This window comes from Bacillus cereus group sp. N11 (assembly GCF_016483605.1).
GTDB classification, from domain to species: Bacteria; Bacillota; Bacilli; order Bacillales; family Bacillaceae_G; genus Bacillus_A; species Bacillus_A toyonensis.
On record NZ_JAEHBN010000015.1, the window covers coordinates 38466 to 53682 of the forward strand.

Genomic DNA, 15217 nt, shown 5'->3' on the forward strand with positions numbered 1-15217 from the left:
AAAATATGACTACATATACTTCCATCGCAAATGTTATTAAAGAAAGACGATCTGTTCGTACATTTACAGATAAAGCAGTAGACAAAGAATTATTAATTGAACTATTAAACGATGCAACATGGGCACCAAATCATAAACACCGTGAGCCATGGAATTGTAAATTATACATTGGGGACGGCCGTAAGAAACTAGTAGATGCGGTATTAAACTCTTTCACAGAAGAAGAAAGAGCGAAACGCGGTAAAATTTTATCTGATCGTTTCTTAAGCACACCTGCACAAATCGTTGTATATATGAATGAAGATCCGCGTCAAATTCAGCGTGACGAAGATTACGCTGCAACATGCGCATTTATGCAAAATTTCCAATTGCTTGCTTGGGAACGCGGCTTAGGCTGTGTTTGGAAATCAGGTGGATTAAACTATAATCCATTATTTATAGAAGGAATCGGTTTAACAAGAGGCCAACGTATCGTTGGAATTCTTCATATTGGTTATTTCGAAAAAGCGCCAGAAGGAAAAGCTCGTACACCGATTACGGAGAAGATGGAAATTATTGAAGATTAATAGATGAGACATTCTCGTTTTTACGAGGGTGTCTTTTTATTATGCAATCAATCCTCATGAAAGCTTGTTCCCCATCATACACTTTCTTAAGGGAAAGTGTAAGGAGGGAAAATAATGAGAGCAAGTGACGATAAAGCACTGCAATATGCGATTGCGGAAATTACGGAAATTGCGACTGGATTTGGGCTTGATTTTTATCCGATGCGTTATGAAATATGCCCAGCGGAAATTATTTATACATTTGGTGCATATGGGATGCCGACGAGGTTTTCACATTGGAGTTTTGGGAAGCAATTTTTCAGAATGAAATTACAATACGATTTAGGACTTAGTAAAATATACGAACTCGTTATTAACTCTGATCCATGTTACGCCTTTTTATTAGATACGAACTCTTTAATCCAAAACAAATTAATCGTAGCGCACGTTTTAGCACACTGTGACTTCTTCAAAAATAATATTCGTTTTTCAAATACGAAGCGGGATATGGTAGAAAGTATGGCGGCAACAGCGGACCGTGTGAAAGCGTATGAGCATAAGTACGGAAAGGCAGAGGTAGAAACATTTTTAGATGCCGTACTTGCCATTCAAGAGCATATTGATCCGTCGCTTATGCGTCCGAAACTTGCATGGAGTATTGATGATTTAGAAGAGGAAGAAGTGGAAAAGAAAAAAGCATCACAATACGATGATTTATGGAATTTAGATGATCGAAATAAAAAGAGGGAACGATCGAATATACGCAAAAAGAAGAAGATTCCACCCCAACCAGAGAAAGATTTACTACTCTTTATTGAAGAATATAGCCGTGAGCTTGAAGATTGGCAGCGAGACATATTAACGATGATGCGTGAGGAAATGTTATATTTCTGGCCACAGCTTGAAACGAAGATCATGAACGAGGGCTGGGCTTCCTACTGGCATCAACGTATACTGCGTGAAATGGACTTAACATCTGATGAAGCAATCGAATTTGCGAAATTAAATGCAGGTGTCGTTCAGCCATCAAAAACAAGCATTAATCCATACTACCTCGGTATTAAAATGTTTGAAGATATTGAAGAACGCTACAACAACCCGACAGAAGAAATGAAAAGGCGTGGTGTGAAGCCTGGTTCTGGTCGAGAGAAAATGTTTGAAGTACGCGAAATTGAATGGGACGTATCGTTCCTAAGAAACTACTTAAATAAAAATCTTGTTATGCGAGAAGATATGTACTTATTCCAGCGCCAAGGAAAAGAATATAAAGTAATTGATAAAGAATGGGAACATGTACGTGATCAACTCGTAAATATGCGGACAAATGGTGGATTCCCGTACTTAGTAGTAGAAGATGGAGACTACTTAAAGAACGGAGAATTATACATTAAACATAGTTACGAAGGAATCGAGCTCGATTTAAAATACTTAGAAAAGGTATTACCATATCTTCATCAGCTGTGGGGAAGAACGGTGCATATGGAGTCGATTGTGGAGAGTAAGGGCGTTGTGTTTTCTTATGATGGGAAGATGGTGCATCGGAAGTATGTGTGATGGAAAGAACGGACATAGCATGCTATGTCCGTTCTTTTTATTTGGAGCAAAGTTAAATATGCTATTCTTGAAGAAAGGGAGTTACATAGAGAAATGGAGCGATTCAAATGAGCAAAGTAGGGGTATGTAAGGTAGATATTACGCCACCTTTAGGTATCGATTTTATTGGATACCATAGAGATACAGGAATTAATAATATTGAGGAGCGTATTTACGGGACAATCTTTGTATTTGAAAAAGATGTAATAAAAACGGTGTTTATAAGTATTGATAATATTGGGATGTTAGTAGAAGATACGAATTTTATTCGTGAGCGAGTAGCAAGTAGGCTTCATGTGCCATTTGAGCGAATAACGGTTGTTTATACTCATACGCATTCCGGTCCAGAAACGGTCGGTGATGATCCGCTAGTACAGTCGTATAAAACGCTTTTAGTAAATAATGTAGTGTACGGTGCTGTTACTGCGAATAACAATTTGAAGCTATGTGAAGTTGGATGGGGTGTTACGACAGGTGATATTGGGGTAAACCGAAGAGAGAGAACATCTGATGGAAAAGCGAAGATGGGAACGAATATAGAGGGTGTTGTAGATAAGCGAATTGGGATGTTAGCAATAAGAGATGTTGAAACGAAGGAGTTATCTGGAGTTGTAATATTTTGTACTGCCCATCCGAACGTTTTAAAAGGTGATAGTGATGTATTGTCAGCAGATTATCCGGGGATGACGAGAGAGCTTCTTGAGAAAATAGTAAACTGCCCAGTTATTATTGTTCAAGGTGCTGCTGGAAATGTGAATGCGAAGTATCGCGGTTCAAGGGAAGCATTAAACCAAATGGCTTACATGCTTAGTGGACATGTATTAACGATGTTGCCAACAGTTACATATAGCCCAATTGTAAATGTAAGGACAGTTTCAAGTACTATGCAAATGAAGTTGAAGGATATTCCTGAAATTGATGAGATACAAAAAATGGTCCAACTAGCTGAGAAGCAGTGGGGTGTGAATGCGGATGAATGGCTTGCTATCGTTTTAGAGAAATATGAGCAAGGTATGCGGCGGTTAAGTATTGATTTAGAAGTGCAACTGTTTCAAGTTAATGATGGGATTTTCTCTGGCATACCGATGGAACCTTTTTCAGAAACTGCCCTAGAAATGAAAGAGATTCTTCAAAATGAATTAGCTTTCTTTGGTGGATATATGAATGGATATATTGGTTATTTACCAACGAAGGAAGAATTCTCATATGGTGGGTATGAAGTGGAATTAAGCCCTGTTGTGTATGGACCGGTTACGAATTTATTGATGCCACCGGAGGAGAATACTGCGGAGTTGGTTGTGAAGAGAGTTATGGAATTATATAACGCGTAAAAAATATATTCAGTAGAATAAAATTTAAAGAAATTCATGATTTTTAATACAGCTATAGAAAAACGAATCCATTTTGAAGAAGATGAATCAAAATGGATTCGTTTTTTGTTTACCAGACAGGTCGTATATTTGATGATAATTTCTCTGTATTTTCTTTAGTAACGAATGTTGTCAAATCTTCTTTTAGCATGTGCATTCGTTCTGTACCTATGTTTTCAATCCATCGCTGCTCTATTTCAGCTACTATTTCTTCTTTTGCTTTCATTACTGCTAAGCCACGTTCGGTTAAAACAATGATTTTACCCCTTTTATCAGTAGGGTGTGTTTTACGTGTAACGTAGCCACTATTCTCAAGAGAATCCACCATTTTACTTATAGCTTGTTTGGAAATCCCTAAATACTCAGCTAGCTCTATACCAGTTGCCCCATTAGGAAGGATGCGTTTGAACATAAAACCATGTGCTGGCCTAATATCTTCAAATCCTAATTCACTTAATTTGTCATGTAGCTCAGTAATTAATGTGCTAAATGATAATGATAAAAGCGATGTAAGATCTAACTCGTTAAATGTTTGATCCATATATATAACCTCCGCACTTTTAGTCAATTAAGTTGACTATATGTAATGCTTATTGTACTATACATAATACAGTCAATCAAATTGACTATATTATGTTGGTAGAACAAATAATGATTTATATAATATAGAATCGATGGAGGTTTCACATGGTTAATATCGTTAAAATTAGAGGGAGTGTATTTGCACCGTATGCTTCGCTGAAACCTATTCAGGATCCTGCAACGGGAAGAGTTTTTGAATATGCTGGAGATGCACGTGAGTTTACACCATACGCTGTGAATACAAAGCGTTCAAGATTAGAACAAGAAGTGAATATTGATTTTTATAAAAGAGAAATTTTCACATATGCAGATGCTTGTATCGTCACTGTGAAAATTACAAATCCAGATGGCTCAATTGAGTATCAAAAAGGAGAAACAAGTACAGAAAACATTGTATGTACAAATATTGTATGGAGTGAAGATGAGGTTTCGTTTGAAATGAGAGCAAGTGCAAGCAATCCGTTAAACGCGGCAGCACCAGCAGCAGATTATTTTTTGACTATACGGGTTAATGAACGTGGCGCTGTGCACGTTGAAGGTTTACATGATGGTTTCCCTTGCTATGAATTTTATAAACAAATAGACTTTGGTTCATTTGAATTCATATATACACATGACTTCAGAGAAACGGATGATACCCCAGCAGCACTAGCTGGAGAAATGGAATATAGTTTTAAAACGACAATCTAAATATAAATATAGCGCTATTTTTCAGAAGGAAGTAGAAAACGTAAAAGAGAAATCTATTGATTATGGAGCGATATTGTGGTCTGTTTTACTCGATATTATGCAGTATCTAAAATAAAATTATAGAGGTGTATCTTATGATTCATATCGTAAAAATTAGAGCGAGTGTATTTATTCCAATGTCTTGGACGGAAGCTAAGAAGGATATGGAAACAGGAAAAGTAATCCAATTTGAAGGTGATTCACGTGAATTTACACCACATACGGTAAATACTATGCGCTCTAGAGTTGAGCAAGAGGTTGTAGTGGATTTTTATAAAGAAGAAGTGTTTTCATATGCAAATACGGGTATTACGACAGAGAAGGTTACAAATCCAGACGGTTCTGTGAATAAAAGAACAGGAAAAGCGAGTACTGAAAATATTGTGTGTACTCATATTGTATGGAGTTCTGACGGTGTGCAATTCAAAATGAGTGCAAGCGCTAGTAATCCGTTAAATGTGTATGCACCTCCTGTGGATTATGTATTAAATGTATGTGTGAAACAGGATGGTAGTATTGATATTCAAGGAGAGCATGATGGATTCCCTTGTTTTGAATTTTATAAGCAAGTAGATTTCGGTTCATTTGAGAAAATTTATACACATGATTTTAGAGAAACTGGTGATACAGCTGCAGCGTTAGGTGGCGATATGGATTATCTTTTTACAAAGAGTTTATAAGGAATAAGGTAGAGTAGACCACTTAACCGCTAGAAGGTTGAGAAACAAACATCCCCCTTTACAATATACCCTAAAGGGTATATGATGTTATACAAGGTTATAAAGTAATATATAATATAGCTATAATTACGGAGGTGGTCTACAGTGGAATACAATCAAGATATGAAAAATAGATTAAAACGTATTGAAGGCCAAGTGCGCGGTGTGCTTCGTATGATGGAAGAAGGAAAAGATTGCCGAGAGGTTATTACACAGTTAACGGCATCTCGTTCTGCATTAGATCGTACAATTGGATTAGTTGTTGGAACAAATTTAGAGCAATGTTTGCGTGAACAGTTTGAAAGTGGCAATGGTTCAAATGAAGAGTTAATTAAAGAAGCCGTTCAATTACTTGTAAAAAGCCGATAATCTGTCAAACATAAGTGTTGACAGATTTTCAAAAACGTTTTAATATACCCCTACAGGTATATGTATATAAAATATGGAGGAATCGATAATGAGTATAAAAGTGGATATGAGTTTAGATTGTAAAGGTTTGGCTTGTCCGATGCCTATTGTAAAGACGAAGAAGGCGATGGAAGGATTGGCATCAGGGCAAGTGATTGAAATTGAGGCAACAGATAAAGGATCTACGGTAGATATACAAAGTTGGGCGAATAAAATAGGGCATCAATATATCGGGACGAAACACGAGGGTGCTATATTGATGCATTATGTGAGGAAAGCGCATGAACATGAAGTGAATGAAGTTGTGAAATATCCTCATACAATTACGAATGCGGAATTACAGGATATATTATCTCACGGAGAAGAGTGCATTGTATTAGATGTTCGTGAAGCAGCAGAATTTGCTTTTGGTCATATTCCATCTGCTATTTCGGTGCCACTAGGTGAACTAGACAGTACATCGTTAGATCAGACGAAGCAAATTTATGTTGTTTGCCGAACTGGTAACCGCAGTGATGTAGCTTGCCAAATGTTGAAAGAGAAAGGTTTTTCAAATGTGAAAAATGTCATTCCTGGTATGTTAGGGTGGCAAGGAAATGTGGAGAAATAAAATTTTTTAAACGAAAATATACCTATGGGGGTAATTAAATGGACATTAAGATGTTACAAGCAAAAGATGTTGCAGAGAAAGTTTTATTCGGAGAGTTGTTTATTTTAGATGTTCGTAATGAGACGGATTATGAAGATTGGAAAATTGAAGGGAAACAAGTATCTTCTATTAATAAACCTTATTTTGACTTGTTAGATGGTGTAGACCATATTGTAGATGAATTACCGAGAGAGAAAGAGATTTTAGTCGTATGTGCGAAAGAAGGTTCTTCGCAGTTTGTCGCGGAGCAATTGTTGGATGCTGACTTCAACGATGTTTCCTATTTAGCTGGTGGGATGAAAGCTTGGAGTGAATATGTAAAGCCGCTCAAAGTAGGAGATGTACAGGGCGGAGGGAGTATATATCAATTTAATCGTCTTGGAAAAGGCTGTTTATCTTATATGGTCGTTTCTAACGGTGAAGCAGCAGTTATTGATGCAGTAAGAACGATTGAATCATATGAGAAGTTTGCGAAAGAGCATGGAGTTACTATTACGAATGTAATGGATACACATTTACATGCAGACCATATTTCTGGCGGTCGTAAGTTAGCTGAAAAAGTAGGTGGTACGTATTGGTTACCTCCAAAAGATGCGGAGGAAGTCGTTTTCTTATACGAACCACTTGTAGAAGGATCTGTTATTACGGTGGGGGGTACCAAAATCGAAATTGATGCGCTATACTCACCGGGGCATACGATTGGGAGTACATCATTTATTGTAGATAATTCCTATTTATTATCGGGCGATATTTTATTTGTAGATTCAATCGGGCGTCCAGATCTTGCTGGTAAGGCTGAAGATTGGGTGAGCGATTTACGAAATACATTATATAAGCGCTATAAGGAATTATCTCAAGAGTTAATTGTTTTACCAGCTCATTATTCAAAAATAAGTGAAATGGATGAAAATGGGGTTGTGAGTGCTAATTTAAAACAATTGTTTGAAGTGAATGCAGGATTAAATATGAAAGATGAGAATGAATTTCGCAAAATTGTAACGGAGAATCTACCACCTCAGCCGAATGCTTATCAAGAAATTCGTCAAACGAATATGGGGAAAATTCATCCGAGTGTGGAAGAAGAACGTGAAATGGAGATTGGTCCAAACCGCTGTGCAGTTCATAATTAATAACAAATTGGAGGAATAGATGATGAATATAAAACAAGTTTTAGATGCGAAAGATTTAGCATGTCCAATGCCAATTGTAAGAACGAAAAGAGCGATGGATACTTTACAATCGGGCGAAGTGTTAGAAGTACATGTAACGGATAAAGGGTCAATTAAGGATATTCCAGCGTGGGCAAACAAAACTGGTCATGACATCGTAAAGCATGCAGAAGAAAGCGATGTACTAAAGTTTTGGATTAAGAAGGCGTAGTAAAGAAATAATTTTATAAATGTAGAGGGGGAGTTATATGAACACAATAGTAAGTACGCTTTTCGTTGTATTGGCTGCATGGTTTGTTATTTCACGGTTCTTACCGGTGAAAGGTGTTCAAAATATAAATGGAAAAGAATTAAAAAGTATAGTGGGAAAACAGGGGAAGTACTTTATCGATGTTCGTACAGTAGGCGAATATAGAGGGAACCATATGAAGGGCTTTCAGAATATCCCGCTAAATGAGTTAGTTAGTAAGGCAAATCAATTAAATAAGAATAAGGAAGTAATCGTTATTTGTCAGAGCGGGATGAGAAGTAAGCAAGCAGCAAAAGTATTAAAGAAATTAGGATTTCAGCACATTATAAATGTTTCAGGTGGTATGAACGCTTTGTAAGGAAAGGAATATTAAGATGAAAGAAATTACAGCGAGAGAAGTAGAGGAAAGATTGTTACGAAATGAAGAGATACATGTAATTGATGTTCGTGAAGTGGAAGAAGTGAGGGAAGGGAAAATTCCAGGCGTGCTTCATATTAGGTTAGGCTTACTAGAGTTTCGAATACAGGAGCTTGATAAAAATAATGAATACATTATCGTTTGTCGCTCGGGAGGAAGAAGTGCAAGAGCAGTTCAATTTTTAGAAGGTTACGGTTTTCAAGCGATCAATATGGTAGGAGGTATGTTAGCTTGGGAAGGTAAAGTCATATAGCATAGAGATAAAAGATTTGAGCCTTTTTATAAATAATTAAATACCCCTATAGGTAATTTAGAGGAGGAACAACATGGAACAACAGAAGAAAACGACAATCGTGTTATTTAGCGGAGATTATGATAAAGCGATGGCTGCCTATATTATTGCAAATGGTGCAGCGGCTTATGATCAAGAAGTGACTATATTTCATACTTTTTGGGGGTTGAATGCTCTTAGAAAAGATGAGCATGTGAAAGTAAAGAAGACTTTTATAGAGAAAGTATTTGGGAAGATGATGCCGCGCGGTGCCGATAAGATGGGATTATCAAAAATGAATTTTGCTGGCATGGGGCCGAAGATGATTAAAGGCATTATGAAAAAACATAACGCAATGCCTTTGCCGGATTTAATTGATTTGGCAAAAGAACAAGGAATTAAACTTGTAGCTTGTCAAATGACAGTAGATTTATTAGGGTTAAAAGAGGAAGAGATTATGGAAGGGGTAGAGTTTGCTGGGGTAGGAGCATATTTAGCAGATGCTTCGGATGGGAATGTAAACTTATTCATTTAAATCACCTTCTTTTAAGAAGGCGGGGGATGTAAGGTGAGCTTAGTCGTATTACTTTTTATAATTGGGTTTATAGGATCGTTTATATCAGGAATGGTTGGGATTGGCGGCGCGATTATTAATTATCCGATGATCTTATACATTCCAGTATTGCTAGGGTTTACTGGTTATACTGCACATGAGGTGAGCGGTATTACAGCGGTACAAGTATTCTTTGCAACTTTTGCAGGTGCGTGGGCATACCGAAAAAGTAATGACATGAATAAAACGTTAGTTATGTATATGGGAGCTAGTATATTACTAGGAAGCTTCATAGGGAGTTTCGGTGCTAACATATTAGAGGAACATACAGTGAATGTTGTTTATGCAGCATTAGCTACAATTGCAGCTATTATGATGTTTGTACCGAAACAAAACAATAGTGGAGACGTGAAGTATAATAAATGGTTAGCGAGCTTGTTAGCGTTCGTTGTAGGGGGAGCTTCAGGCATTATAGGAGCTGGAGGTTCGTTCCTTTTAGTTCCCATTATGCTAGTTATTTTAAAATTACCACTGCGCATGACGATCGCAACATCTATCGCTATTACGTTTATTTCCTCAATAGGGATTACTACAGGAAAAGTGATTACTGGGCAAGTAGTTATCATTCCAGCTCTAATTATTGCGGTTGCAAGTATATTTGCTGCGCCACTTGGAGCACGAGTCGGGAAGAGGCTAAATCAAAAAGTACTGCAATATGTATTGTCCACTTTAATTGTAGGAACTGCTGTTAAAATGTGGGTTGATATGATATCGAAGTAAAAGGATGGTGCTGCTTGCAGCCCATCCTTTTGTTTTGTGGGTAGTAAAACGTCACTGATTATAGTTTTACTTTATGCCCAAATAACTTTCATTAAGTTTTTATATTCGTCGTTCGCTAATTTATACAGCATTCTCGTATGCTCAAAAACAAGTGCCGGATTAAAGTTTGGTTCTGAGAATGCAAGAGATGTTGAAATATCAATTGCATTTTGCTTATTTAGTGTGAATTTTGCAAATCGGTAAGATGTGTTTAATTCATTGATGACATGTAAAATGTCATTTGTTGATGTTTCGTCAGGTACGTGAGCAACATTGAAGCAGTATATATCCACAGTCGGATTTTCATTTTCGAAAGCAGCGATAAGTTGAATTTTTGCGCCAGCTTCTGTTTCTAATCCTACTGAAAAATGCACCGAACCATCATTTTCATCTATATTTTCTTCCATGTATATATCGTTGGATTTTAAGTAGTCTTTAAAATCTGAAATGTTATGTTTTACTGCAGCTTTCATATGTATGAGCCCCCTGATAATTGGAATAGATTACTATTATTTATTATAATTTAAAAATATTAAAAAAGATAGTTGGAAAGTTCTGATTTTTTATGTTTAAAAAAAGAAGCCGCACTCTACCTCCATAGAGTACGGTTTCTTTTTATTCATTGTTATTAGATGATGTTTTTATATCTTCATTGTTATTATCATTATGGTTGTTGTTACTTGACTCACGTTTGTTTGTATTTTCAGAGTCAGTGTCTTTTATTCTCTCAGAGTTAGTGTCTTTTATTCTCTCAGAGTTAGTGTCTTTTGTTCTCTCAGAGTTAGTGTCTTTTGTTCTCTCAGAGTCAGTGTCTTTTGTTCTCTCAGAGTTAGTGTCTTTTGTTCTCTCAGAGTTAGTGTCTTTCGTTTTCTCTGAATCTGTTTTTTTCGAATCAAAGTCAGTTTTTGTATAGGCAGGTAATCCAAGGTGAGTACGAAGTTCGTTCGTAACATTTGCTAGTGCTTTTTTATCTGGATTGTAGTAATATGTTCGACCGCCACCAGCAGATTTGCTACATGTATCATCACCTTTTTCCATATAGCAGTCATCACCTTGAATTTGTAACTTTTCAACTGAAGAATCTGCGCCATATTTATAGAATGAAAGCATATCATCGAATGTTAAGTTTGTAACGAATTGTCCGTTAATATCATCAATGATGTTGCCAACTTTTGTTACAGATCCAACGTTTGTTATTTTCTTTAAAATAGCTTCAATAACGAGTTGTTGACGTTGCCCACGCATTGCATCACTATCGATGTGTCGCGTTCTAGCAAGAGCAAGAGCCTCTTCGCCATTTAACTTTTGGACACCTTTTTTCAGGTGAATTGCATCGGCATTATCATTACTATCTTGTTCTGAAAATTCAACAGGTACATCGACTTCAATGCCGCCTAAATCATCGACAATTTTTATAAATGATTTAAAGTTAAATTTTACAAAGTAATCGACAGGAACATTCATTAATTTTTCAACTGCATCGATACTTGCTTGTGGTCCACCCTTTTTACCGTTTTTAGCAGAACCGAATGCATGAGCGTGTGTAATTTTATCTTTTTTCTTTTCTACTGGAATGTAAGTATATGTGTCACGTGGAATACTTAATAGTTTAACAGTTTTGCTGTCTTTATTAAAAGTTGCAAGCAACAGCGCATCTGTTCTTATAGCTTCACCATATTCTTTTCCTCGGACATCGCTTTCATCAACACCCATTATTAAGACAGAGACATTGTTCGTAATAGGTTTTACAGCTTTATCACGTAAATCAGATTTATCACCGCGTGCTAAATCATGTGCGGCATTTCGAACAGCAGAAGATGCTTTATTTACTAAAAACCACGTATAACCGCCTCCTACTATTAAAAAGAATAGAATGACGCTTATAATAATTTTTGTTTTTTTCTTACTTTTTTTCGGTTTATTGCGTGTATTTTCTTGCAAAGATGGGTTTTGCTCCATTTCTTGTACTCCTTCATTTGGATTGAAATACGACACTCACATCCACTTATTATAATGAAATTTGACGAAAAAAAACATTACAAATCATTTACATTTCGTAAAAATTCAATTTATTTATAAAAAGTCAGATTTTCTATATGTTATTTTTCAGATGTAGGATAAGTATATGTTTTTTTAGTAGAAATGAAAATATATATTGTGAGAAAGTGAGAGAGAAGTAAGATTTGTTGAAATATAGCCAATAAGAAATTGGTAGTACTACTTATTTCTTCTATATAATAAAGAAGAATTTTACGGATGAAGGAGAGAGCATAATGGGTCATACATCATTCCGAGCAATCGTCGTGAAAGAAAAAGAAAATAATCAATTTGAAAGAAAGCTTGTTGAGAGAGAAATCAATCGTTTACCTGAAGGAGATGTGCTAATACGAGTTCATTACTCTTCATTAAATTATAAAGATGCGCTTTCAGCTACTGGTAATAAAGGTGTAACGAGAACATATCCTCACACGCCAGGAATCGATGCTGCAGGAGAAGTTGTGAGTAGTGAAGATGGTTCCTTTAAGGTAGGGGATCAAGTTATTGTAACGGGGTATGATTTAGGTATGAATACGTCTGGTGGATTCGGAGAATATATTCGCGTGCCATCATCTTGGATTGTTTCTTTACCAGAAGGAATGTCTTTGAAGGAAAGTATGATGTATGGGACAGCTGGTTTTACAGCTGCACTATCGGTATATAAGCTCATTGGAGCAGGAATTATGCCTAATATGGGAGATGTTTTAGTAACGGGTGCTACGGGCGGTGTAGGTAGTGTAGCGGTTAGTATTTTAAGTAAGTTAGGATATAACGTAGTCGGAGCAACAGGGAAATTGGAAGAAGAAGAGATGTTACTACGTTTAGGAGCAAAGAAGGTAATTCAGCGTGAAGAGTTGAGTGATGAATCAGGAAGGCCAATGCTTAAAGGAATATACGCCGGGGTTATCGATACTGTGGGCGGAAAGATGTTAGAAACAGCATTGAAATTGGTACGATATGCCGGTTGTGTAACGACATGTGGTAATGTGGCAGGGCATGAATTACACACAACAGTATATCCGTTTATTTTGCGAGGTGTTAGCCTTGTAGGAATAGATTCCGTACAATGTCCAGTAGATATGAGAAGAGAAGTGTGGGCATTGTTAGCGACAGAGTGGAAAAACTTAGAACTATTATCTTATACAGAAGAATGTACATTAGAAAAATTAGATGAGAAGTTTTCGCTCATATTGCAAGGAAAGTTAAAAGGAAGAACAGTTGTAAATATGAAATAAAAAAGAGACGCTAACTTGAGCGTCTCTTTCCTATTATAATGATTGTTTTAGATTGATTTTTCCTTGTTCACCTAAAACACCGTCAGCGATATTTACAGCGTGATCACCGATACGCTCTAAGTTACTTACCATGTCAACGAAGATGATGCTTGCATCGCCTGAACAGCTGCGTTCGTTTAGACGTATTACGTGACGTTTGCGAAGAACACGTTCCATTTGGTCGATTTTACGTTCTTTTGCAATAACAGTTTGAGCTAGTTCAGTGTCAAAGTTTGTTAAAGCATTGATTGCATCTTGTAATGTTGAAATTGTTAATTCAAGCATTTCATTTAATTCAGTTAGTGCGTCGTCTGATAGTGAAACGCGGTTTGAAATTTGGAAATCTACAAGTTCTACAAGGTTTTCTACATGATCACCGACACGTTCAATATCTCCAACAACACCAGCTAAAACAGAATGCTTCTCAGAATCTGCTGATGAAAGTGGTTTTTCTGATAGTAAAACTAAATACTCGGTAATTTTTTTATCTAAATTGTTAATAGCTCCTTCTAATTGAGTAGCCATATTAGCGTGTTTTTTGTCTTGTGTATTTAAAAACTGGTTTGCTTCTTTTAATCCATCTAATGAAAACTCCGCCATACGGATAATCTCTTTTTGAGCTTCTGTTAAAGCAATAGCTGGAGATTGTTCAATAAAGATTGGATTTAAATGTTGTGGTTTGAAGTTAATAGATGCATCTTCACCACGAATAATTTTTGTTACAATCCAGGCTAATACTGCAATGAATGGGAACTGAATGATTGTATTCGTTACGTTAAATGTTCCATGTGCAAATGCAATTGTCATTTCTGGATTCAAGTTTAATGACGTTTGGAAATATTGAATTAAATTTGTAAATGGTATCAATATAATCGTAAAGATAATGGTACCGATAATATTAAAGATAACGTGAACTAATGCTGCACGTCTTGCTGCAATTGAAGTACCGATTGCTGCTAATACTGCTGTAATTGTCGTACCGATGTTATCACCGAATAATACAGGAAGGGCAGCTTGTAAATCGATTGCACCTTGCCCGAATAATTCTTGTAAAATACCGATTGTTGCGCTTGAGCTTTGTACAATTAAAGTGAAGACTGTACCGACAATAATTCCTAAAATTGGATTATCACTCATGCTAATCATTAAATCTTGGAATGCCTCTAATGAACGAAGAGGTTTCATACCTGCGCTCATTAATTCTAAACCGAAGAATAACATACCAAAACCGAATACAACTTGACCTACAGAATGTACTTTTTTATTTTTAAAGAAGAATAGTAAAATCGCTCCAACTGCCATAACTGGGAGAGCGTATTCTCCGATTTTAATCCCGATAATAAATGCAGTAACTGTCGTACCGATGTTCGCACCCATAATAACACCAATTGCTTGTCTTAATGTCATAAATCCGGCACTTACAAGTCCGACTGTTAAAGCGGTTGTTCCTGAACTTGATTGAATTAATACAGTAACTAACATACCTGCTAGTACACCCATAAGTGGGTTCGTTGTAAAACGATCTAAAATATCGCGAAGACGATCTCCAGCTGCTTGTTGCAGTCCATCGCCCATGTATTTAATCCCGAATAAGAAAATACCTAATCCACCAATGAATTGGAAGATCATTTCTTGAACATTATATTCCACGCATTCCACTCCTTAAATTTCATGTACGATGTAATTATTAACTAAACCTTGAGGCACTGTAAACGGTTTGCTAGTAAAATTTACACTAAATTTACAAAGAGGTGAAAAGTTTACAATTCTTTAAAGAAACAGCTGTATTTTAATGGTTTTCGTTTTTTGTAAATAGTGTTTTTGTAAAGAA

18 protein-coding genes are annotated in these 15217 nt (G+C 36.3%); 14 read left to right on the forward strand and 4 right to left on the reverse strand.

Features of this window, described 5'->3' with window-relative positions; translation table 11 throughout:
- Positions 1-5 precede the first annotated feature (5 nt).
- From JDS98_RS22545 to JDS98_RS22555, 3 genes are all read left to right on the forward strand, one after another.
- On the forward strand, positions 6-566 hold the full coding sequence (locus JDS98_RS22545) for a nitroreductase family protein (protein ID WP_002093832.1): 561 nt from the start codon (positions 6-8) through the stop codon (positions 564-566).
- Between the two features lie 114 nt (positions 567-680).
- Positions 681-2099: a stage V sporulation protein SpoVR gene (gene spoVR / locus JDS98_RS22550; RefSeq protein ID WP_001202698.1), complete on the forward strand. Its 1419-nt coding sequence runs from the start codon at positions 681-683 to the stop codon at positions 2097-2099.
- 107 nt (positions 2100-2206) lie between these two features.
- Positions 2207-3469, forward strand: coding sequence for a neutral/alkaline non-lysosomal ceramidase N-terminal domain-containing protein (locus tag JDS98_RS22555; RefSeq protein WP_199634332.1), 1263 nt, complete (start codon positions 2207-2209; stop codon positions 3467-3469).
- A 109-nt stretch (positions 3470-3578) separates the two neighbouring features.
- On the opposite strand, the gene JDS98_RS22560 is transcribed toward JDS98_RS22555, so the two are convergent.
- Positions 3579-4049 carry a MarR family winged helix-turn-helix transcriptional regulator gene (locus tag JDS98_RS22560; protein WP_199632465.1) on the reverse strand — a complete coding sequence of 157 codons (471 nt, stop codon included), beginning with the start codon at positions 4047-4049 and terminating at the stop codon, positions 3579-3581.
- Between the two features lie 146 nt (positions 4050-4195).
- Between JDS98_RS22560 and JDS98_RS22565 the strand changes: the two genes are divergently transcribed.
- The 10 genes from JDS98_RS22565 to JDS98_RS22610 all read left to right on the forward strand — a co-directional run bounded on the left by JDS98_RS22565 (position 4196) and on the right by JDS98_RS22610 (position 10036).
- Positions 4196-4780 (forward strand): DUF3238 domain-containing protein, encoded by a 585-nt coding sequence (locus JDS98_RS22565; protein WP_000247268.1) that lies wholly within the window; start codon positions 4196-4198, stop codon positions 4778-4780.
- Positions 4781-4914: 134 nt separating this feature from the next.
- Positions 4915-5499: a DUF3238 domain-containing protein gene (locus tag JDS98_RS22570; protein WP_097959558.1), complete on the forward strand. Its 585-nt coding sequence runs from the start codon at positions 4915-4917 to the stop codon at positions 5497-5499.
- A 144-nt stretch (positions 5500-5643) separates the two neighbouring features.
- A complete protein-coding gene (locus JDS98_RS22575) occupies positions 5644-5907 on the forward strand; it encodes a metal-sensitive transcriptional regulator (protein ID WP_000456206.1) in 264 nt (87 codons plus the stop codon).
- 73 nt (positions 5908-5980) lie between these two features.
- Positions 5981-6556, forward strand: coding sequence for a sulfurtransferase TusA family protein (locus JDS98_RS22580; RefSeq protein WP_106081034.1), 576 nt, complete (start codon positions 5981-5983; stop codon positions 6554-6556).
- A 38-nt stretch (positions 6557-6594) separates the two neighbouring features.
- Positions 6595-7725 carry an MBL fold metallo-hydrolase gene (locus tag JDS98_RS22585; protein ID WP_199634333.1) on the forward strand — a complete coding sequence of 377 codons (1131 nt, stop codon included), beginning with the start codon at positions 6595-6597 and terminating at the stop codon, positions 7723-7725.
- A 19-nt stretch (positions 7726-7744) separates the two neighbouring features.
- A complete protein-coding gene (locus tag JDS98_RS22590) occupies positions 7745-7975 on the forward strand; it encodes a sulfurtransferase TusA family protein (RefSeq protein WP_002038023.1) in 231 nt (76 codons plus the stop codon).
- Between the two features lie 37 nt (positions 7976-8012).
- The gene (locus JDS98_RS22595; RefSeq protein WP_199634334.1) at positions 8013-8372 is read left to right on the forward strand and encodes a rhodanese-like domain-containing protein; all 360 of its coding nucleotides are present in this window, start codon (positions 8013-8015) and stop codon (positions 8370-8372) included.
- A 16-nt stretch (positions 8373-8388) separates the two neighbouring features.
- Positions 8389-8685 (forward strand): rhodanese-like domain-containing protein, encoded by a 297-nt coding sequence (locus tag JDS98_RS22600; protein ID WP_098710681.1) that lies wholly within the window; start codon positions 8389-8391, stop codon positions 8683-8685.
- A 73-nt stretch (positions 8686-8758) separates the two neighbouring features.
- Positions 8759-9238 (forward strand): DsrE/DsrF/DrsH-like family protein, encoded by a 480-nt coding sequence (locus JDS98_RS22605; RefSeq protein ID WP_000437728.1) that lies wholly within the window; start codon positions 8759-8761, stop codon positions 9236-9238.
- A 33-nt stretch (positions 9239-9271) separates the two neighbouring features.
- The gene (locus JDS98_RS22610) at positions 9272-10036 is read left to right on the forward strand and encodes a sulfite exporter TauE/SafE family protein (protein ID WP_016107861.1); all 765 of its coding nucleotides are present in this window, start codon (positions 9272-9274) and stop codon (positions 10034-10036) included.
- Between the two features lie 71 nt (positions 10037-10107).
- Here the strand turns inward: JDS98_RS22610 and JDS98_RS22615 are convergent, their stop codons facing one another.
- Entirely contained in the window at positions 10108-10548 is a 441-nt protein-coding gene (locus tag JDS98_RS22615) for a hypothetical protein (protein WP_000642358.1), read from the reverse strand.
- A gap of 142 nt (positions 10549-10690) precedes the next feature.
- The gene (locus tag JDS98_RS22620) at positions 10691-12034 is read right to left on the reverse strand and encodes an LCP family protein (RefSeq protein WP_199634335.1); all 1344 of its coding nucleotides are present in this window, start codon (positions 12032-12034) and stop codon (positions 10691-10693) included.
- A gap of 248 nt (positions 12035-12282) precedes the next feature.
- Here JDS98_RS22620 and JDS98_RS22625 point away from each other — a divergent pair, with 248 nt between their 5' ends.
- On the forward strand, positions 12283-13347 hold the full coding sequence (locus tag JDS98_RS22625) for a YhdH/YhfP family quinone oxidoreductase (RefSeq protein WP_307838291.1): 1065 nt from the start codon (positions 12283-12285) through the stop codon (positions 13345-13347).
- Between the two features lie 33 nt (positions 13348-13380).
- On the opposite strand, the gene JDS98_RS22630 is transcribed toward JDS98_RS22625, so the two are convergent.
- Positions 13381-15036, reverse strand: coding sequence for a Na/Pi cotransporter family protein (locus tag JDS98_RS22630; protein WP_000456282.1), 1656 nt, complete (start codon positions 15034-15036; stop codon positions 13381-13383).
- Between the last annotated feature and the right edge of the window lie 181 nt (positions 15037-15217).